At 46.2% G+C, this 21,028-nt stretch carries 13 protein-coding genes; 6 read left to right on the top strand and 7 right to left on the bottom strand.

Going from position 1 to position 21,028, the window contains the following annotated elements; translation table 11 throughout:
- Nucleotides 1-149 precede the first annotated feature (149 nt).
- The 3 genes from NSQ50_RS15390 to NSQ50_RS15380 are packed head-to-tail and all read left to right on the top strand — an operon-like array spanning nt 150 to nt 1,977.
- Nucleotides 150-590, top strand: a complete 441-nt coding sequence (locus tag NSQ50_RS15390) for a BlaI/MecI/CopY family transcriptional regulator (protein ID WP_036677226.1) — start codon at nt 150-152, stop codon at nt 588-590.
- Nucleotides 587-1,735 carry a M56 family metallopeptidase gene (locus tag NSQ50_RS15385; RefSeq protein WP_076144070.1) on the top strand — a complete coding sequence of 383 codons (1,149 nt, stop codon included), beginning with the start codon at nt 587-589 and terminating at the stop codon, nt 1,733-1,735. The genes NSQ50_RS15390 and NSQ50_RS15385 overlap by 4 nt, the downstream gene beginning before the upstream one ends.
- Nucleotides 1,732-1,977, top strand: a complete 246-nt coding sequence (locus NSQ50_RS15380) for a hypothetical protein (protein ID WP_036677231.1) — start codon at nt 1,732-1,734, stop codon at nt 1,975-1,977. Before NSQ50_RS15385 ends, NSQ50_RS15380 begins: the two co-directional genes overlap by 4 nt.
- 855 nt (nt 1,978-2,832) lie before the next feature.
- Here the strand turns inward: NSQ50_RS15380 and NSQ50_RS15375 are convergent.
- From NSQ50_RS15375 to NSQ50_RS15360, 4 genes are all read right to left on the bottom strand, one after another.
- The gene (locus tag NSQ50_RS15375; protein ID WP_076222445.1) at nt 2,833-7,758 is read right to left on the bottom strand and encodes an S-layer homology domain-containing protein; all 4,926 of its coding nucleotides are present in this window, start codon (nt 7,756-7,758) and stop codon (nt 2,833-2,835) included.
- 25 nt (nt 7,759-7,783) lie between these two features.
- Nucleotides 7,784-8,881, bottom strand: a complete 1,098-nt coding sequence (locus NSQ50_RS15370; protein WP_036677240.1) for a peptidyl-prolyl cis-trans isomerase — start codon at nt 8,879-8,881, stop codon at nt 7,784-7,786.
- Nucleotides 8,882-9,298: 417 nt separating this feature from the next.
- On the bottom strand, nt 9,299-11,464 hold the full coding sequence (locus NSQ50_RS15365; protein WP_076222447.1) for a GH92 family glycosyl hydrolase: 2,166 nt from the start codon (nt 11,462-11,464) through the stop codon (nt 9,299-9,301).
- Between the two features lie 63 nt (nt 11,465-11,527).
- Complete coding sequence (locus NSQ50_RS15360) at nt 11,528-13,702, bottom strand: beta-galactosidase (protein ID WP_076141235.1); 2,175 nt, start codon at nt 13,700-13,702, stop codon at nt 11,528-11,530.
- An 88-nt stretch (nt 13,703-13,790) separates the two neighbouring features.
- Here NSQ50_RS15360 and NSQ50_RS15355 point away from each other — a divergent pair, with 88 nt between their 5' ends.
- Genes NSQ50_RS15355 through NSQ50_RS15345 form a run of 3 tightly spaced genes read left to right on the top strand, consistent with a single transcriptional unit; the run spans nt 13,791 to nt 17,015 of the window.
- The gene (locus NSQ50_RS15355; RefSeq protein ID WP_179089032.1) at nt 13,791-13,955 is read left to right on the top strand and encodes a hypothetical protein; all 165 of its coding nucleotides are present in this window, start codon (nt 13,791-13,793) and stop codon (nt 13,953-13,955) included.
- 17 nt (nt 13,956-13,972) lie between these two features.
- Nucleotides 13,973-15,256 carry a response regulator gene (locus NSQ50_RS15350; RefSeq protein ID WP_036677246.1) on the top strand — a complete coding sequence of 428 codons (1,284 nt, stop codon included), beginning with the start codon at nt 13,973-13,975 and terminating at the stop codon, nt 15,254-15,256.
- Complete coding sequence (locus NSQ50_RS15345; RefSeq protein WP_081393989.1) at nt 15,237-17,015, top strand: cache domain-containing sensor histidine kinase; 1,779 nt, start codon at nt 15,237-15,239, stop codon at nt 17,013-17,015. Before NSQ50_RS15350 ends, NSQ50_RS15345 begins: the two co-directional genes overlap by 20 nt.
- A gap of 355 nt (nt 17,016-17,370) precedes the next feature.
- Here the strand turns inward: NSQ50_RS15345 and NSQ50_RS15340 are convergent, their stop codons facing one another.
- The 3 genes from NSQ50_RS15340 to NSQ50_RS15330 all read right to left on the bottom strand — a co-directional run bounded on the left by NSQ50_RS15340 (nt 17,371) and on the right by NSQ50_RS15330 (nt 20,934).
- Nucleotides 17,371-18,411, bottom strand: coding sequence for a hypothetical protein (locus tag NSQ50_RS15340; protein WP_036677251.1), 1,041 nt, complete (start codon nt 18,409-18,411; stop codon nt 17,371-17,373).
- 60 nt (nt 18,412-18,471) lie between these two features.
- A complete protein-coding gene (locus NSQ50_RS15335) occupies nt 18,472-19,869 on the bottom strand; it encodes an alpha-L-rhamnosidase-related protein (protein WP_051490962.1) in 1,398 nt (465 codons plus the stop codon).
- Between the two features lie 96 nt (nt 19,870-19,965).
- Nucleotides 19,966-20,934 carry an alpha-L-rhamnosidase N-terminal domain-containing protein gene (locus NSQ50_RS15330; RefSeq protein WP_076144077.1) on the bottom strand — a complete coding sequence of 323 codons (969 nt, stop codon included), beginning with the start codon at nt 20,932-20,934 and terminating at the stop codon, nt 19,966-19,968.
- Nucleotides 20,935-21,028: the final 94 nt, after the last annotated feature.

The raw sequence follows: 21,028 nt of genomic DNA, 5'->3' as shown, positions 1-21,028 counted from the left end.
ATTACCATTTAAATCATTATTTTGTCAACGATAATTTAATAGATACCATTATTCTCTTAATTATTAATATAAAGTAAAAATCAACGGTTGATATAACGTGAAAATCGATCTATAATTTTAAGATACTATATTATACTGGGGGAACCTTTATGTCCTATACAAAATTGACTAATCGGGAATTAGAAATCATGCATATTTTATGGAAGGAACCCCACCCTCTTACCGCGACAAATATTTTTGAGAAAATCGAGGAGAAATTTAGTATATACAGCATACAAAACGCCTTACAATCGTTACTTACTAAAAATGCAATTGAAGTTGCAGCTTATACAAAGGTTTTTAAAACAACTGCAAGAAAGTACAGACCTATTATCACTACAAATGATTATGCAGTTATGCAATTTGCTCAATATTACTCAACGGATGATGCTCAAACTGGTATTACAGAATTAATCTCAACATTATTTAAGTTCGAGGATGAAAATATTGATATACACACGATTGATAGATTAGAAAAGTTAATAAAAGCGAAAAAAACAGAGCTTGAACAAACGAAACTGACGCAAAAAAATGGGGAGGTCGATAGATGATAACCATTTGGAGTATACAAACTACTCTATTAGTAAGTAGTTTGTTTATTTGCTTATATTGCCTTATAACTAAAAAATCATCTACTATTAGTAAAGTTGGTGTTCCGGTTTTATCCCTATTGCTGTTACTTATTACAATCAGATTACTTGTTCCAATAGAAATACCTTTTGCTCATACTATCGAATTACCAAAATTCCTACCCATAATAAATGATTTTTTTAATTTTTCTATTTATTCATTCAGCGATCAAATAAAGATTAACTTATATCTTTTTTTGGGTGTTATTTGGTTATCGGGAACACTCATAAGTATTAGTCGGATTTTTCAAAGGTACTCTAATTTGTGTAAATTAATAATGACGTGTTCTATCAAGAAAAATATAAACTCTGAACTTTTAAGTGTCCTCCAGAAGGAAATTAAAATACCTAAAAATTTAAAGTTAATTGAAACCTCATTGACTTCAGTTCCCATGATGTATGGTTTTTTTAGACCCACAATTGTTTTTCCAGTACATAATTTTACTGATCAAGAGGAATATTTTATTATTCGGCATGAATTGCATCACTATTTTAATAAAGATAATTGGATTAAAACTATCATTGAACTGTTATGTGCTTTTTATTGGTGGAATCCTTTTGTATATCAATTGCGTAACCAAGTGGATAGAATTTTGGAAATAAAAAATGATCTTACCATAACAAAAAATTGGGAGGAATATAAACGGCTTAATTACCTCGAATTTCTTGTGAATACCTATAAAAACTCTATAAAATCTAAATATATGCCCTTTACTATGGACCTTATTGATAAAAACAGATCTACTTTCATGAACCGCTTTGAGCTACTGTTATCAAACAATAAACCTAAAGAATCATGGTTAAGGTTTTCAACCACGAGTATATTAGCCTTATCATGCTTTGTGTCTACATTATTTTTTGTTGTACAACCACGATATTCTTTTCCAGATAATTACGCTAGCACAGCTATTGATATAACGCCTGATACAGCTTACATAATAAAAAACAAGGATGGTACTTTTGATATTTATCTCAATAAATTAGGTTACTTCATTACCATACAAGAGATTAATCCGTTTTACGATAAGTTACCTATCATAAAAATGAAAGAGGACGATATTAAATGAAGAACCAGAAGATTTTCAAGAGGATCATTGGAAGTATTATAATCATTGCTTTTTTTAGTAATTTTTTGAGTGTACATATAGAAGCTAGTTCATATACAACACCACTCGAACAAAGTGACTTTAAAATATTTGCAGACGTACTGGAAAATAAGATAGTACTTATTGACGGTAAATGGTATGAAATCGTATTTAATAGAACTACGGGGAAGATCATTAGTAAAAAAGAAATTAAGCGGAATTAGATTATCTGCACGAATATAATTTTCTGAAAAATGATAAATGAGCTAAAAAAACCTTAAGATGCACGAGCTACCAAAGTCAAAAATTAAAGCGAGACCGTACTTCAATATAGAGAGTACGGTCTCGCTTTTTCAATATAAATTAAGATCATGGATAAACAATACCTAGCAATTTCACAGAAAAGTGTGGCTACACTAGCTGCGCGGCTCGGGTAATTTATCCACTAGAATTGTAAGGTCAACAACATCGGATAGTTCAGTTAGCGAGCTACAATTCCCTTCAGAATAATTACCTTTGAAGGGAATTTTGTAATAGATACGCTTTAATACCATTCACAGACGAAAAACGAAAATGGTTTTATTCTGTGTTTTACCACTAATCATTAATTATATTATAGTGTCTCAGTTCACAATCTTCCATTTATTACCAGATTATATTTTTGCTCCGTTGTATAGGAGTCACATTCATCATTAGTGATATTCGCTTCGAAGAAGTTATCGTACTCTATGACTGTAGCATCCAAGTAAGAAGCAACCTCAGCATCACAATAAATTCACTAGTAACACTGCCTCCATCCAAAGACTCGACCAAAGGGCTGGTTCGTCCAACCCAACGATCCTTAATAACAGAAATAAGTGGCTGAATAGCGTCCTGTGATTAGTGTGATAAATGCTATTCTTCCATGTTTACCACTCCTTACTTCAAAAGATATTTATTAATAATTGTAGCTGTTAATGGATACATGTGAAAGGAAACAACATTTTTAATTATTAGATCTTTCGCCACCTATTAATAAACACTTTGTAAGCAAAAAGAGCTGGAGCCAAGTGAACTTGGCTCCAGCTCTTCTCTGGTGCTTACAATTCCATTACTCTGTAAATTAAAGCAGCGGCTTCTGCACGTGTGGTCAGGCTCAGTGGTCTGAAGGTACCGTCGGTATAACCGTTGACAATTCCTGTCTCCCGCATGTACTCAACCGCATCCATCGCGTAAGAACCGATTTGATTCTCATCGGCAAAAGTTGCTGCCTTGCCGGAGATATCCGACTGGAGAGCAGTTAAGCTCAGAGCGCGAAACAGAATAACAGCCATTTCTTGGCGGGAGATAGGTTCTTTTGCGGCAAATACGCCTTCGCTACGTCCGTTAACAAGCTTTAGCGCCTGAGCTGTTGAGACAGCTTGGTAATACCAAGCATTTGAACTCACATCTTTGAAAGTACTGCTACTCTCGGCTTGAAGTTCTAGCGCTGATACTAACAGCTGAACAAATTCCGCTCTTGTAATTTGCCGGGCAGGCTCGAATTTGCCCCCGCCTGTGCCATGAATAAGATCACGGGAAGCCAAAGCTTCCAAGATGACTGTGGAGCCTGAATCAACATCAGAGAAGTGGATATTTGCATTAGCTGCAGCATAGAGTCCAAAATCACTTGATGTAAACGTAATTTTTCCAGTACCTGATACGTATTTGGAGTTTTTGACCACTTTGGCCACTCCCTCTCCGGTAACAGAGTAGACGATGGCTTGATGTGCGACCTCGTCAGGGGTTAATTTATATCCAAATGATACCTTCATTGCCGCAGAAGGGCTTAATGTTTCTTTGGACTTGCCGTCTACCGTCATTGAGATCCGGAACAAAGCATGCGTTTTCCATTTCTCTTTTAAGGCAACTGGAAGGGTTGACGCATCAACAAAATGGATAGATAGCTCCAACTGCCGGGCACCCTCTGGAATATTCTCACCTAAAGTGTTAATTGGAAGTGTTATTGTGGCAGCACCTGCTTTTACAGTTAGGGAAGTAACATTATCTTTTAGTTCGGGAATGGGCACTTGAAAAGCCACACCGCTGGCAGTCGCATCCTCTTCAGCAAGCTCAAGTACTAAAGCTCCATCTTGCACTCCCTTCATCGCTTTTTGGAGTTCTCCTGTGGGAAGCTGTGCAATTTTCATTCCTTCAGCACCGGGTGAACCCTGAATGCGAATACGGCCCGCTGAAATTATATTCACTGGATTAACTATTTTTCCTCCACTACTTTCATTTGTGTTGCCACTATTATTGCTGCCGGACGAATTGCCGGTCGTATCTGTTCCCCCACCTTCTTCACTCCGCACTACATTCAAAGTGTAGGTCTTAGTTGTTATGCCGTTCGCAGCGGTAACTTTAACATCGATTCTGTTATCTCCTACCTTAAGCTCACTTCCACCTGTTACCGTCAATTTGGCTTCTGCATCTGAAGGTGTCCCAGTTACAGCCACCGCTGTCTTGGAAAAGGGCACATTTATTTTATAGTTCAGTTTCTTACGGTCAAACTCAGGGATGTCTGTACCGTCCATTCTCAAAACGCTCAAATCGGCATTATCACTCAGCGGTGTCTCTTCTTCACCTTCTACGTTCATAAACTGGAAGGTGCGGAAAAGTGAGGCGTCCTTCGCAGCGCCAATGCCTGATCCCCATTCAATATATCCTTTTCGACCCGCGCCATCATTATCGTTAACCAGCATGGAGAAGCTTAAGATATCGCTCGCCGCTGGACGGATCGGGCTTATTTCGCTCCAAGGTAGTGCCAGAGCATATGATGTAACCTTGGTCGCCTCATCTCTGGCCACACTTAAAGTTCCCTTAGTCAACACTCCGGTAGCTGCACCTTTCATGGACAGCCAGCGATATATTTGCGGCCCCTCTGGTGTTTGCGAGATTCCGTATTCATACCAGGATTGACTATCGCCCGGGACACCGGGAGCAAGACTGAACTGAATACTGTCATTTTGCCAAATATTAATCCCGGCAGCATTATGGCTGAATACATCATCGCGGATATCGGCGGTCAAATAAATGTGTTCTTCATCCCAGCGTAGCTGCGCTGTTCCACTAAGATCATCCGCACCCTTATATCCGTTGAGCAAAGGGGTTCCGTCCGCAAGAGCAATCAGAGCGGGACTTCGTGTATCGGACTGATGCTGCATCCGGTTAATATCTATGTTTTGCTTGAGGTGAACTGTCTCATAACCTTCAAGGTCAACTGTCAACTCAAGAGGATATTTAACCCCTTCAGAGAATCCCGGCAGTGGAATTGAATAAGTAAATCCACTATTTGGGGCAATTTCAGACAATTGCGATTCACTACCGCTGATCTGACCAGTCTCTTCCCCTAGGGTCCAGGAAATCTTTTTAATTCTCAGAGGATCCACACTGGAACTGTTCGTAAATTGAAGTTGCAGCGACATGCCGCCGTTATTACCATCTGTAATATGAGGAGCAATTTTTAAACCTTGAAAATATAGTCGCAGATCATCTACAGGGGCTTCTGGAAGCGTAGCAGGATCAAGTCCGGGTCCATTATAAGCTCCAATATTCGGTGGAGTTGCTGCTGAAACGGGATTGCCCCAGTAGTCCCGTCCCCCGTTGTCTGCAATGATGGTACCGGCCCCAAGAGCAGGAGACCCCTCCCTCAGCTTGTAACCGTCCACTGTATTCCAGCCAATTCCGCCGGTGCCCTGAGCAACTAAGAGTGGATTTGCTGTGATAGGATTGGTATTTTCCGGCTCGCTTACTGGATGGTTGCCATATAATAGATTATGATCGAAGCTACCGTTCACCCCTGGCAGATTATAACCTCCTTGACCAAGGTTGTAGACCAGATTGTTTCTAAAAGAATATGGAGCGTTAATATTTCCTGCGTCATCCCATTCATGATCGATAATTTTGGTGTTTTGCCCAGCTCCGATATAGATAGTATTGTTATAGATTTGTGTATCTGGCGTAACCCCGCCTGCAAAATTAAACGTATGCGTTAGATCATTCTGGCTGATGTTGTATCTGACTACATTGTTAGAGGAGCCTGTCAGCACTCCCGGAGTCAAACGGGCATCGACAAAAAGCATGAATCCGCCTTTGTTGCCATGGCTGTAATTATATTGAACCACACTGTCCATCGTATCGATATCCAGATTGAAGCCCTGACCATCTCCCTCTGGTTTGTTCGTGTTAAAAGACTCATTGAACTGGACGATATTATTCTTGCCGCGAGTCGGCCAAATTGCGGCAGAGCCGTTAAACTCGCCTTCTTCGGAATAATTTCCGCCTTCCTCCGCTATGTTATGCTCAATCACCGCTCCATCCGCACCGAAGGTGAGAATACCGTCGCTGTCGGCTTGTTTGACATAATTTCCACGGATCGTAACATTGACCGTAGCATAGTCTGCTCCGTTAAAACGCTGATCCCATACCACAATACCGGTCCGGCCTATCCGTTCCACTGTATTGCCCTCGATCCATACCCCATCGAACTTGTCCGTGCCCGTCGTTCCGCCCACATATACGGAGATACCTCCAAACGCATGCGGGCCACCTTCGGCTCCGGAAACCGTCGGATAACGGAAACTGCTTGATACATCATGGACATAGTTATCCTGAATGCGGATATTACTTAATGTTCCTCCATTAGCATTCTCCACCATAATACCTTCCCGGTAAACAGTTCCCCTCTCGGAAGCATAATTAGTGACCTCAAGATCCCGAATCACCCAGTTCGAGGCGTTACGTAGGTATACAGCTGCTCCGGCCATGCCTCCACCGTTGATAATCGGTTTGCTTCCATTCCCATAGGCAGATATTGTAATCGGTTCTTCATCTGTGCCGCTGCCCTTAGGATATAATTGTTCGTTCCAGATTCCACCCTTCTTTAACAAAATACGATCCCCAGCTTCAAAGGTAGTCTGATTCACTACAGAGAAGGTCTTCCAGGCAGTCTCCGGTGTTTTTCCATCGTTGTTGTCGCTGCCTGCAAATGAATCCACATAATATTCTCCGTCTCCACCGCTGCTCCCTCCATCTCCAGGCAAGCGGTTGGATAAGGTGACCGATCCTAGTTGCATCAGCCAGGGTGCGGAATCACCGCTAAGCTCGATTTTTAAATAATGAATGCCGGAAGGAATCCCTTGTGCCGGACTATAATTCATCCCAGTCCAAGCCGCATCACCAGTGGCCTGTGGAGGTTCATGAACAGCAGAAAGTTCTGTCCAAGTGGATGCATCCGCCGAACCATAGAACTTGATAGTCCCGCTAGACCCGGCAAAGGAATGCATGCGGGTTGTGAAATGTTGCAGATTATGCAAATGGTACACGAGTGATTCTGCTGAGTCTGCTGTTCTCACCGCACGAGAATGATCTCCACCAAAAAAAGCGGGATTGCTTGTATCTAAAGACCAATTTGTACTGTGTGCATAAAGCTGTGCAATGTCGTCAAGCTCATCAACAATCGTTTGTGGTGCAAGCGACACATTGGAGAGCGTAAGGTGCCCAAGCTGCATCAGCCAGGTATCGAGGTCACCACTGACTTCAATTTTGAGATAATTGACACCATCCGGCAGCGCCCCCGAGGGTGTATATACTGTTCCGTACCAGCCAGAACCGGTTGCCGTGGGACTGTCGTTGATGGCTGGAAGCTCCGTCCAGATATCTGCATCTGGCGATCCGTAGAACTTGATAACAGCCGTGGAACCAGAGAAATAATACGCTTGAAGCGTAAACGACTGAACTCCAGTCAAAGGGTAAATGGCATAGCCAGTCTCCGTGGAGGTTCTGACCAGCCGGGCTGCATCTCCTTCGAAAAACTGAGGATTACTACTGTCAATTAGCCAGTTCTCGGACCTGTGTTCCGCTGCCGGAAGGGTTGAGAAATCATCGGCATTCGTCTCTTCAGCATGGGCAGAAACGCCCATTACAGGAAGCACCGCTGTGAAGATCAGCACCATTATAAGCAGTGATTTTGCGAGTTTTTTGAACATTATTGTATTATTCCCCCTTGAACATTTATTGGATGGTATGGTTTGCGAGATCTTCAGCCATCGGGTAATTCCATTCCACGACAGCTTCGGACAGCTTTTCGTCCACAATGGATCTATACTTCTGCTGCGCCAAATTCAGTGCGATGGCATCCTTCACATGATCGAACGGCTGAATAGCTGCATCATCTGCCGACAGGCAGTAAAGTAGGTGGATAGCCCCATTTTCAGTAATCAAACCGCTAAACTCTCCCGGCACCAGTTGCTCTGCGGTAAGCAATACCTTTGGATTTTCCAGAGCTGCTGTTCGACGTGAAGCACTTGTTATTTTCACCTCGCCAACGTTTACGCCAAACTCCTTTGCCTGGCCTTGGAAGCCTGTGCCTGAAGAATCTGTTGCTGCTGTCGCTGTTGCTATTGCATGGAGCTTTTCCATTCTTTCTAAGGCTTTTTGCTGATCTTTGTACTCTGTTTCTGGGCCAAAGGGAAGCGTTGCCCATTCCAGACGAATCGTTCCCGGCAGAGAATATTTCGCAATTAGATTTGCTTCATATTCCAATTTCACCTGTTCGTCTGAAATCACGATACTTCCGTTACTGCGCATGGCCTCAATCGTGGCATCCTCAAGGTTGCTCATGTAATAACTGAAATAGGCCTGCGTCTCCAGATGAAGAGGACCATATACCACCTCCTTATTCGCTGCTGCCTGACTCCGCCGATTATTCTCGCGCTCCATCTCCTTGAGAAAACCTTCAAAACTGATATCCGTTACGACTCCTGCTTCTTGAGCAAGCTGTAGCTCCATCCGCTTCGTCAAAAGCTGAGTTTGAGCTGTATTGATCCATTTCTGCATTGGATTTTCGCCGGAATAGTAGGCAGACCAGAAGTCTATTGAATAGTCGGCGTTGTAAGTTTGTTTAAAATAATCAACAATCAGTGCCCGATTCATTTGAAGATGCCAGTTGAACTCCGCTGCTGTGGCCTCCTGCCCGTTAAGGGTCAGAAGCATTTCTTCTGCTTGTGGAGCTTGCATATTCTTCGCACCAATCAGCAGCAGGCTTCCTGCTAACAGAGCGGTCAGAATAACGATTAGCTGATTTCTTTTGGAATGAAGTTTTAGAGTCATAAGTTATTTCCTCCTCTCTCATCCTCGATGTTAAGCGCTTTCATTCTCTTCGATATTAGACATGTTTACGTTGAAATAACAGGCGGGAAAGCTGCGAAATGGTTTGCCATTTCACGATTTGACCGTAAAGCCCAGTTTTCGCCCTATAAAAAAATGCTGTCGGAGAATAGAGAAGTTACGTATTCGAACGTGGAATGTTGTACAATGTGCAGGAATTCAGCGCGTTTGTCGGGAGTGAGCAGCAGCTTGTTGTATATCAAGCATGATTTCCATGCAATTACGGGATCGGAGTGATTTATAGAAAAGTCGATTTGCATTCATCACTGATTCAGTGTGTTCCTCAATTTTTTTTGATTGTAAAATCATCTAATAAAAACAAAGGCAGTCCGGAATTTTCCAGACTGCCTTGCATTGTTCTTAAGACTGATCTGTGCCCGAAAACATACAGAAATTCAAGACTCCACCTTTGGCAATCTCATCATGTGACAGAGAGTGGTGCTGCCATAGCGATCCGTTCCAGTGGACGGATTTACTGTACACATTGGCGGGGCTGTTGTTCTCTGCTTCAATGATCCATTGCTGCCCATTTTCAAGCTGAATAGTTACCTTATCAAAAAGCGGGCTGCCGAGCACATATTCAGGAATTCCAGGACTTAAAGGGTACAGGCCGATGGCGCTCCAAATAAACCAAGCACCCATGCTGCCGTTATCTTCGTCGCCGGGTAAACCATCCATCTGGCTGCTGAACAGTTCGGTCATGGTTTTGCGGACCCAATACTGCGTTTTGCACAGCACACCGAGTCTGGCAAATATATAAGGAATGTGGAAGCTCGGCTGATTGCTGATGGCAAACTGCCCCAGATCGGCGGAGGCCATTTCCGACATTTCGTGTATTTCCAAACCATAGGATCCCACTTTAAATACAGGTTCCTCAGCCATCAACTGATCCAGACGCTGGACAAAAGCCTCTTCACCGCCCATCAGCCCGGCTAGTCCCGGGAAGTCGTGGGGCACAGCCCAGCTCCCCTGCCAAGCCCCGCCTTCACAAAACGGATTACCCCACTCCAGAGGATCAAATGCTTCCTGCCAAGTACCGTCCTCATTGCGACCTCTCATAAACCCAACTGTTGGATCAAACAGCAGCTTATAATTCTGTGCCCGAGCCATAAAACGCTCATAATCATCCATTTTGCCAAGTGTTTTGGCCATCTGCGCAATACAGAAATCTCCGTATACATAATCCAACGTGTTGCTTACACTTTCATGGAAACGGTCATGCGGCAGATAACCATGCTGCAAGTACAATTCAAGGCCCCTTCTGCCCAGCTTCTCGTCCACTGATGGACGATCTGCATGCTTCAGAAGACCTTCATACAGTACCTCTGTATCAAATCCGCCGATGCCTTTAACCACGGCATCCACAGCTGCGGCATCAATCAGTGTGCCGGGCATGGCACTGCGCTCCCCTGGTGACAGCCACTTTGGCAGCCAGCCGCTCTCCTTGTATGCCAATGTCCACGCCTGCATTATCTCACCCAATAAAGATGGGAATAAGATACTGTATAAAGGAAAGCTGGTTCGGTATACATCCCACAGCCCGATATCCGAATACATTGGACCCTGGCAGATGCTGCCATTAAAAGGGCTGTAATGGATTTTCTCGTTCTGCTCGTTATATTCATGCCACGTTCTCGGGAACAGGCAGATTCGGTACATGCAGCTGTAAAAGGTGCGGAGGTTCTCTTCATCTGCGCTTTCAGCAACAATGCGCCCCAACCGTTCTTCCCAGCTTGCCTCTGCTCTATTCAAGATCTCTCCGAAGCTGTCTTCCCCAATCTCTCGGTTCAGATTAAGCAGCGCCTGCTCTCCGTTAATAAAGGAAGTCCCGCACTTCACTCCCACTATGCCAGATTCCGGTGCAGCTATTCCTACGTAAGCGCCCAGTCGTTCGCCAGTCCCTTCATGGGTCTCCAGTGGCTGATAATCTCCGTTAAAGATTCCCGACTCCTCCATGTGAAAATCCCTGTCGAACTGGAACACGAAATACATCGCGAAATTATCGGGAACCCCGGCGGTATGGCCTCTTGTGTAGCCGGTAATTCTACGTTTATCCGGCTGGAAGGTGATATGTGACTCACCTTTCAGGGGTGCTATAATAAGCCTGTTCTGCTGCCTCTCAGCGAAAGTTATTCTTATCGCTGCACAACGTTCGGTTGGAGTCAGCTCCAGCCGGGTGCGGTAACGTTGAAGAAACACATCGAAATAGTGAGGGGACACTTGCATCTCTTCCGTTTTGAAGGAAGAAGAACGTGAACCGGGACTGAGGAGCAGTGGACCTGTCTGCGGCAACAGGGTCAGATGCCCATAATCTCCGATCCACGGGCTGGGCTGATGGGTCAGCCGGATGCCCTCTAGGTGGCGATGGCGCGGGTGGAAGAACCAGGTTCCACCTGCTTCATAGGTTTGCGGGCACCAAGCCGCCATACCAAATGGCATCGCTGTAAGTGGCAGTGTATTGCCATGTGAATACCGGAAATCTGACTCCGTCCCCTGTAATGGATTTACATAATCTAACCAACCCAAATAGATACACTCCTTTGGCCAGTTTTCACCGACTCTATATTCTCCGTTCTTTATTGACACCGGTTAAGATAATCGGAATACTTGAACATCTCCAGCTTCCACAAGCACAGTCAGTTTTGTAGTTGTGGGTTTCAATAGATTCATTGGTTGAATTTCAGCGCTGCCGTCATCAAACCACGGTTCAACTGAAGTATAAATGATACCCAGCGTAACGTCAGCCTTAACCGCCATATCCCCTTCATTATGAACATAAAGAAATGCCCCTCGGTCCTGCTCACCTTCCCACTCGGAGAGATCCGCGCGGACACCGCCGCTTGCTTGTACATACGGCTGCAGCTTTAGTTCCTTCTGTAATAGATCCCGCACCAGCTGAAGCGTTCCGGGATGTCCATCCTGCCAGTAGGCAGCCGCAAGCAAGGTACCGAACCATACGGCACGCCCGTTGCCATAAGCGGCGGTAGTCAACACAGGCATGCGGTCCTCGGCAAATTCAGCCAGTACCTTCACATGGCTTTCCAGCTCGATATCCGATTTGTAATAGGATCCGTGCGCCGTATCGTCTGCTGCCGATTCCTCCGCCTTGCTGTGCTCCATAACATTCCGCAACGGAATCGCTGTCCGTGATTCGAACGCAACCTGATGATAGCTGTGATCCAGGTTCTCAGCGGAATGAATCCAAGTCTCACGGACCCCGAACACCTGGTCAAATCCATAACCGGGCACCGTATAGCTGTGGCAGCCATTCTCTGCCTGAAGTGCACCGAACGAGCATTCCGAAATCAAGATCCCGCCCTTTTCCACCCACTGGCGTAGGATGTCACACAGTTTGCGGTTCAAATATAGAGGATAAGGCATCCACAAGCAGTGGTATTGCTCCAGTGTCTTCTCGTTAACATCCGTCTCATGCAGAAATTCAACTTTATAATTGAGCTCATGCAGTAGTTTATGGGCGCCTTGTAAGGAATCGTTGTAGGTGTCCAGATGATCATGTGCCGCAAAGTTAGCAACCTGGTTCTGCGGACTGAACAGAATGGCAATCCCGTCTCCGCGCCGTTTTGCATGCATCAGCTCTTGCTTATTGTTTTGCACCAGCTTATTTAGATGAGCCATATCCTTGTACCATGGGGTTGGACTTCCGTCCAAATATACACTGCCCCATGCAGGGGCCTCCTGTCCCAATATCTCTGGTCTGTACTGCCAGAACAAATATCCCGTGATGCCACGAGCGAGCGGGGTCAGAATATGCCGTTTCATTTCCCGCAGGTCCGGCTGACGCGGCTTCATTGCAGTATTGCCTGGCAAAGCATGAATCTCCGAATTGATAATGGGTTTACCTTTGGCGGCAGAGATCAGTAGATCAGCAGACCAGGCCGAGGACCCAAGGCTATTGCCTGTCAAGTCACAGGGCTCAGCCAGCTTGAAGTCGTCCGAACCCGCTGTAATCATATTAAAGATAGGGGCGGGCACAGTGTGGGCCATAACAGGATGCAAAAGATCCAGTGACTTCACTATATCTACCCGGCTCCGCAGCTCATCCGTTAAAGTACCGGACATGAACAGGCGCCAGTCCACCAGATCATTAAATACGCCTTGTCCACGCGGTGCCTCTACTTCCTCCCAGCTCCCGTAAGTCCGCTGCCATGATTCATTGAGAGCTTCCAAAGTAACATATTTATTTTTCAGCCATTCTTGGAACACCCACAGCGATTGCTCGCAATAACACACCTGGTTGTCAAAAGACAACTTGCGCTTGATTCCTGTGGTTAGTTCAGGCTCATTCCATAAATCCCAGACCCAGAGCGCCGGATGATCCTTAAAAGTCTTCACCGTCTCCGCCAGAAACTTTGCCTTTTCTTCGGCGGCAGCTGGATGATGATAACAGGGCCCCGGCGCTCCGCCGATCTGGCGGCAGTTAATCGCCCTTGGTTCCAGAATGGAACCGTCCGCTGTAACCATTTTGGAATCAGGATATTTTTTATAGAACCAGGCCGGCGCCACGTCGAAAATTACATTCAAAATGACCTTCAAACCATTCCTCTGCGCAATATCCATTAGCTCCTGAATATCATCGAAATGATAGGTCCCTTCTTTGGACACACTCGCGCGCCATTGTACCCAATATTTCACACAATTGAAGCCCTGTCCGGCAATATTGCTTAGGTCTTGTTCCCATTGATCACGGAAGGGGGTCGGGGAACGGTAATATTGAAACCCAAATGGAATAAATGAATCTTGCATCTAGTGTACTCCTCCTACAACGTTCAATTTCGATCTCTCTATGTTTATAAAAGCGCTTACTGCTCTTTTACGCTTAAAGTCTATCACAGTGGATTTTGCAAAAGTTAGGATGGAATCCTATGAAACGGTTTGCGAAGCTGTTGAAATGTTTGATCCTTACGCTACGTGGCAGTCACTGCGCAGAGTCACCGGGGAATATACTGCGAAATCGTTTGCGATCCTGACAACCTCAGAAATTATACCTCCTCTTTAAGAGGTTTCATGTTTATAATGGCTGTAAGACATATTAGAAACTACTTCGAGGTGAAGCCAATGTTGAAAGCGCTTGTAGTGGATGACGAATATCTGGTCCGCATGGGCATCACCCAGACCATAGACTGGGCAGAATACAACGTCGAGATCATAGGAGAAGCCAGCAATGGCGAGGAAGGATTGGAGCTTGCCCTAGTGCACCGTCCAGATGTGATCATTACCGATATTCGTATGCCGTATATGAACGGTCTTGAGCTCATCGAAAAAATACGGGAACAGGACATGCTCGTAGGGATTGTCGTGCTCAGCGGTTATGACGAATTTCAATATGCGCAGGCTGCTTTGCGTTATGGCGCCTCCACCTATTTGCTAAAGCCCATTAATATAGAAGAACTTGCAAATACAGTTCGAAGCGTCGGGGATGAAATCCTTGGCAAAAAGCAACTCTCCAAGCGGTATTCACAGCTTAATGAGGAATTGGCCTCGATCTCCAAGCAGTTCTGGCAGGATTTGCTGCATGACCAACTGCATAACGAAGAGTTTATTTCAAATAAGATAAAATTACTGGAACTGCAATTGGAACCTGGAAAAGCTATCCTACCGCTGTCCATTACCTTTCCTCCTGATAACGGCCTTCAAGGAAATACTGTAGGCAAAGCGCTGGAGGATGCAGCGGCGACTATTCTGGAAGCGCATTCTTTTGAGCAACTGTGTCTATTCCGGGACAGCCATCTGGAGTGGGTTATGATCCTTCGGACCGGGGAACCAGAGCTGGCCGGAGATTCTGCACGAAAATTGGGCAAACAACTATCTGAATGGAGCCAACAGCACTTCGGCCAGGCCTTAAGCGTCGGCATAGGTAAACCTGCGGGAGAATGGAACGGGATCGTAGATTCATACCGGCAGGCTGTACTTGCTGCGCAGCGTGCCCTTTCTGGCATTGAACGTGTGCTGTATGCTGAAGAAGAGGCTGGGGCTCGGTGCCGGCGTGAAATCAGGGACGCACTCGCTTTTATCCGGGAGCACTATGCCGGAAACATTACCGTTGAGATGGTTGCTGCGGCGGTCTTCGTCAGTCCAACCCATTTGATGCATCTATTCCGTAAAGATCTGAACAAAACCTTTTACGAATGTCTGACGGAATACCGTATCGAGGAAGCCAAACGTATGCTGCGCAATCCGAAGTATCGGGTGTACGAGGTTGGCAATCAGGTCGGCTTCACCGACTCCAAATACTTTAGCCAGATCTTCAAAAAAATGACGGGCATCCCGCCGAGTGAATATGCAAAAACCTATGGGTAAGCGGAGACTAGCCAACCGGATGGATTCCTGGATGAGGCGGTTCAAGATCAAAAGCCGGATTGTTGTTGTTCTGTTAGCAGGACTGTCTCTGCATCTGGTGCTGATGCTCGTTATTTTCAATTTTTATTCCTATACCTACCTGCAAAAGGATCTGTACCGCCATGTCGTTCAGACTCAGCGCCAAATTGGGCTTAGCGTGGAGCTCATGGTCGATGACATTCAAATGTTGTTTCTGCGGTTTCTGGTGAACAGTGATATCTACCAAATCATCAATAATGATTCCCTGCCGTCAGCTGATAAGGAATCGCGAATCGGAGCTATCATCGACGGTATGCTGGCCCAGAACGACCTGGTGGGTAACGTGATTATCAGCACCAACGATAATATGCTTTATTCTTACCAGTCTAAGGAGCAGATGCTGGAGGTGCCTGAAGCCCTGTTCATCAAACGCATTCAGGAGAGCAGCATGCCTGTTGTCGGTGAGATCAAACGGGATGGAGAAGGCAATGCGTATATTCCATTCGGCCAGCAGTTCCGCAATTTCAATACAGGGCAAAATATCGGGGTCGTGATCATTTATGTCAGGGAGGCTGCTTTGGCGGACCTGTATTCCTCCAGCTTCACTGGCATCGGCTACTCCTTCCTGACTTCCGACAATCGGATTATTTCTCACCCCGACAAACGGCTCTTGGGCAATTTTTTGGAGGAAAACGCCCCTCTTCGCCCAGGTAAAAAAGAAGGCTATCGTACCTGGTCAGATAACGGAAATTCCTACATCATTGCTACTTATCCTTTGAATCCCCGGTTGGAGACACTTGGGGTCAGCTGGGAATTCACCAGCGTGATTTCCAATCACAAACTGCTCTCGGGAATCGCCAAAGGCAATCAAAATGCGCTTCTGTTCGCCAGCGTTACCTTTATTGTGCTGCTGATTTTTTCCTTCTATCTGGCAGCCAAAATCACCCGTCCACTGCTGAACTTGAAGAAGAAGCTGAGCCTGTTTGGCAAAAAAGATCTGGCCGCTGTTTATGAACAGCGCGGTCAGGTTGATGAGATTTTTCAGCTTGAGAACAGCTACTATCAGATGGTGGAGCGGATCAGCCAATTAATGCTGGAGAAAGATGAGGAGAAAGAAAAGCAACGGAAAGCTGAGCTGACCGCACTTCAATCACAGATCAATCCCCATTTTCTCTACAACACACTGGATGCAATTGCCTGGATTGCCCGACTGAAGAAGCAGCCCGATATAGAACGACTGATTTCTTCATTAGCTACCTTTTTTCGAATCAGCCTGCATAAAGGCGACAAGTTCGTGACCGTGGACGAAGAAATCCGCTTGGTGCAGAGTTTTGTGACAGTTGAGCAAATGAGGTTTCCGGATAAGTTCGAGATTGAATACGAGATTGAGGAATCGCTGCGCAAGGTTCGCATTCTGAAGCTGATTCTTCAGCCTATTGCAGAGAATGCGATCAAACACGGCATCAGCGAGAAACGCGGGATGGGCCGAATCTGGATTAAAGGCGAATTAGTGGCAGATGAGATTCGCTTCACAGTGACTGATGACGGGGTGGGATTTTCCAACGGTGCGACGCTTAGCCAAGCCAAGGAAGATGTGTTGTTTCAGAGCGGGTATGGACTAAGAAATGTGGACGAACGAATTAAACTGGAATATGGTCCTCAATATGGTTTAAGTATCTCCAGCACACCGGGGCAAGGCACCACAGTTACGATCAACTTGAAGAAGGAACTGCCCAATTAGCGAATTTAGTTTATAAATGCGGACACAACAAAGAAATCGATCCTTTTTGAGTGGGTAGGCGGGACTTCTACTTTGCTTAAAAAGACGATTGAGTAGTGGAAAATTAAAGATACTTTCGAGAATTATAGGTGCTTTAGTTGTATTTAATACAGCTAAAGCACCCTTTTTTGCAGCGAGCAGAAGTTTAAGTGTATTTGGTACATCTATACGTTCCAATTCTGTTGGCAGCAACTAACTTTCCGAATAATAAGTGTACTGAATACAACTATATCTTACTTCATCCGTTTATTGCCCACGCTAGATGTATGAAATACACTTCGGTTAGCGATTTTCATGATTCAGACTCCATCTTATCTTAGTCTTTCATTGTTGAATTAATCTTCAGGTACAACTGCTTCAGTGGATTAACTATACTGCCGCTAAGCACTGAGATCAGCAGCCAGAACACTATGAACACTACGATGTTCAGGGCGAGCATTAAATACTTAAACGTTCGCAGCTCTGCATTCATGCCATCTGCTGAGATATAGGTGACAATCCGCTCTGCCGATTCCGGTAGTGGATAGAGCAAAATCAGGCCGTCAGCCGTTTCCCGCTCCAGCAGATCTGCATCACCTCTGCCTGTACTATTTTGATCGATACCCTGTGTCACTGGCTCAGCCAAGGTAGCTTTTTCCGAAGTAACTAGTGCTGCTTTGATCTCCTGCAGTCGCTCCTTCGGGACATCGGCAGCACTCAATAGCTTCCCGTTTCCGGTCAGTAGGTAAACTTCATTTTCCCCGTAGATTGTATTCTCGCCAGATAGGTAGAAGCTGTAAAGCTTGTCAATCTCCACTTCGAGCGAGAGCAGACCGAGGACGTCTCCCATCGAACCCTTAATTTTTACTTCAAGCAACAGACGGTCGCGCAGATCCGAAGGTGCATTCATTAGATGCTCCCGGTTCAGCACCGTCCAGCGCAAAGCCTGCTCTCGGTTATTTAGAAATTGTTCCATCCCTGGTTTTTTTTTGATCTCTGCAAAGGGCAGCAACCCGGAAACATTGCTCGAGGAGTAAGTTCCCCCTGCTTCTCCCCAAATGTAAATGCCGAGAATGTCACTACTGGAAGAACGTATGCCCTCAAGTATCGGAGAGATTGCCCCGTCATATGTTGGTTTTTTCAGCGCATTCTGCACCACCTGGTTGTTGGATATAAGCTTCGAGGTCTCCTCCAGCCAGTTCATGAACAGAAGTGTGTTCTTATGCTGCTGGCCAGTGTACTGAACGGATAGCTGCCGCAGCATGTCAAGGCTTCTATGCTCCATAGTACGGTACAGAATGAAGCTCGAAGCGACAATATAGACAGTAATGAACAACACCAGGACTAGGCGGATATTGCGGCCGAACGATCTGAACATATGACTTCCCCATCCCCCTCCGGTGTATGAATCATGAAAACAAAATCAACTGAAATCAGACTAACAGCTAAGGTGACTAATGTCGATCTCCTTGTAAAAGGAACCCTCATCTGTCTCATGCACTTCATGATTAGGCAGAATTATTGTAATTGCCGATCCGGTTTGCCAGGAAGCTTTCATGTGGAAGATCTCCTGTCCTGTTACTGAACGGATCTCCCATTTGATGTTTATTGGGCCGATACTTGTATTTACGGTTCCGCTGGCCTGCCGCAGTTCTCCATAGTGGGGCTTTATAGTTATTCCCTCTATTCCTTGTTGGACACCCAATATCCCTCTGGTGAACTCAGTGATCGGCAGTGCGCTCCATGCGTGGCAGTCACTTCTGGTGCCGGTTGAATCTATTTCTGGAAGTGTAGTGAGATTAAGCTCCAACTGCTTCAACCACCGTGTCCATAGTCCGAACGAGCGGTCATACATTCCGCATTTCTCTAGCGCGCGGAATAGATAGTAGCTCATCGGCAACGAAAGCTTAGCCAGTGATGTGTCTGTTAACGTTGACTCCAGCAGTGCCGCCCCTTCTACAACATCCACTGTGCCCGCCAAAACCGCCCAGACCTGCGTGTGCTGGCTATGCTGCGTTCCCGCAGTTGCCTCCGGACTGTCGCGGAACAGCAGACTGTTCGTTAGCCGGCAGCAATCCATTACCGCAGCGTTGACCGCCGCTTTGCGTTGACGCAGTTCACCAGCAATCTGTGTCCAACCGCTGGCTGCAAGCAATTCAGCCGCTTGCTCCAGCGCGGCCGCATACATCAGGCTCAGTACGGTTGCGGGTGCATCATCCGTACAATCCGGTGCGCCGAGCGGCCATTCCTCCACCCAATCGAAGTAATTCCAATATTGGCGGGGCGTTCTGTCCACCAGACCCTCCGGAGTCAGATGTTGATCGAACCAGTCCAGCACAGATAACAGCGCTAACCGGTACTGATTCACCAAGGCCATATCCCCGAAGGATCTGTAGTGGTCATGAATCATTCCGATCCAATATAGGGAGAAGGAAGGAATGACCTGCGGCAGCACAGAGGGATAGCGACTTTGCAGCATCCCGTTTGGTAGCTGAGAGGCCTTATAATCTTCCATAGCTCTCCGCGCTAACCGGTCGTCCCCTGATAATAGGTACGTAAACTCCATCATCAGTTTGGTATCCATGGTATACTGCAGCTGTTCATAATACGGAGTATCCTCGTAGGTCTCATGCATGCAGCGCTGAAGTGTTCGTACACTGAGCTCCCATAGTTGGTTATATTGTTCATCGGAGCAGTGAAAGTTTCCTTCCGGCTGCAGTGGATATCCGGTCTCCCTATAGCTAAAGCTGGAAATCGTTAGAGGCTCGACACCAGCCTGCACTTCCAGCCGTACATAGCGGAAAGTACGGAACCAGAACGGTTCGTAGATTTCCATCCCCGCAGAGATGCCGTAACCTGCCGGGTGATAGCTATCGTAGCCCCCTCTTAATACATGTTCCTTCGTATTATCGCGGACAGCTTTGCGGCGAATCTAATCATCCCCCGTTTCTTCTTCATAACACTCAGCGCATAGTAGGGTAATCCGGCTACCTTTGCCTCCAAGAAGTCTAAGCTGCAAATACCCTGTGGTTAGCTCGCCAGCATCCAACTCCAACCAAAAATGTTGCCCTGCTTCTATTGTTATTCCAGCGGAAGGCAGTACTGCGTTGGGTGAAGCGCCGCCATCTCCATTTCGCAGCTCCAGACTATGCCCTTCCTCAAAAAAGGCTTGCCCTACCCCGCTACTGCTGCGCATTAGCTTCAGAAAAAATTGCTCCCGCTCATACAACAGCGGAATCGGACGCCGGGCCAGCTGCCAAGGGGTTAATTGGCCATATTCATCCCGCACCGGTTGCACAATTCCGGTAGCAAGCCAGGCACTGTCATCATATTCGGGCAGTGTCCAATCCAGCAGCGCTGCGTCACCCTCCACTTCTTCCAGTCCACCCATCCAGCGTATGATCGGAAACTGCTGGAGCTTATAGCTGCGATCCTTAATACTTTTCCATGAGCTATCCGTATTTAGCTCCTGTACTAGCTGCCCGCCTTGTGTAACTGCCGCTTCCACAAGCAGACCGCCCTTTTGCGAGCGCCAGACGGACAAAGGTCCGTCTTCACCCAGTTCAAAGGGCGTAGTCCCTGCATAATGAACGACCATAACAGCAAGCACATTTAAACCTGGTTGTAGAACATTGTCCAGACTGAATTCTTCATAATACTGTATATGACCATGTCCTTTACAAGGACCGGCCCATAAACGCTGCCCATTGACGAACAGCCTGTAGCGGCTGTCTGCGGTAATGGCCAAATCCAGGGTGCAGGTCTTTCCGATACCAGCTGGCAGTTCGAACACTCTGCGAAAGTACGCACGCTCGTGCTGCTGTTCCCTATCCGCTGATCCTTGCTCCTCCTGCGGCCAGATCCAGCGTGCTCCCCAGTCTCCCCATTCTTTTGCTGCCATGTTATGCATATCTCCTTTATCTCATTTAAGTAGTTAAGGCAATCTACGCAGAAACGGCATCGCCGCCCTTCAGAAGGACGACGTCGCCGTTGGT

This window comes from Paenibacillus sp. FSL R10-2788 (assembly GCF_038003885.1).
In the GTDB taxonomy this organism is placed as follows: Bacteria; Bacillota; Bacilli; order Paenibacillales; family Paenibacillaceae; genus Paenibacillus_AQ; species Paenibacillus_AQ odorifer.
This window is presented reverse-complemented; position numbering and strand designations above follow the sequence as displayed.